This window comes from Desulfoluna butyratoxydans, assembly GCF_900699765.1.
Lineage (GTDB): Bacteria > Desulfobacterota > Desulfobacteria > Desulfobacterales > Desulfolunaceae > Desulfoluna > Desulfoluna butyratoxydans.
Window position 1 is genome coordinate 1 of record NZ_CAADHO010000038.1, and the last position, 532, is coordinate 532.

General features: G+C 64.8%; 1 protein-coding gene. It reads right to left on the minus strand.

Going from position 1 to position 532, the window contains the following annotated elements:
* On the minus strand, positions 1-532 hold a 532-nt coding region (locus MSL71_RS26365), incomplete at both ends, for a hypothetical protein (RefSeq protein WP_180147531.1).

Below are 532 nucleotides of genomic sequence, written 5' to 3' on the forward strand. Positions count from 1 at the left end.
CCGCCGGCTTCGATGGAACCGGAGAGCTGGGTGTGGCCCAGATCGTCCGTGGAGCTGATGACGCCGTCGTTACCGGAGTCTGCGATGGTGACCGAGGAAGCGTCCGCCACGGTGTCCTTGGCGATGGTGTCGGTGACCTGTGCGGCGGTGTTGCCGTGGGCATCTTCGGCATCGAGGGTCACGGTCAGGGTGCCGTCGTTGAACGAGGAGACATCCACGTTGGCGGTCCAGGTCCCATCGGCCAGAAGGGTGTAGCCACCCTCATTTAAGGTGATGGTGGTGGAGCCGTCGGAGATGGTGAGCCCGGTGATACGGCCGCCGGCCTCGATGGAACCGGAGAGCTGGGTGTGGCCCAGATCGTCCGTGGAGCTGATGACGCCATCGGCCCCGGAGTCTGCGATGTCGACCGAGGAATCGTCCGCCACGGTGTCCTTGGCGATGGTGTCGGTGACCTGTGCGGCGGTGTTGCCGTTTGCGTCTTCGGCGTCGAGGGTCACGGTCAGGGTGCCGTCGTTGAACGAGGAGACATCCA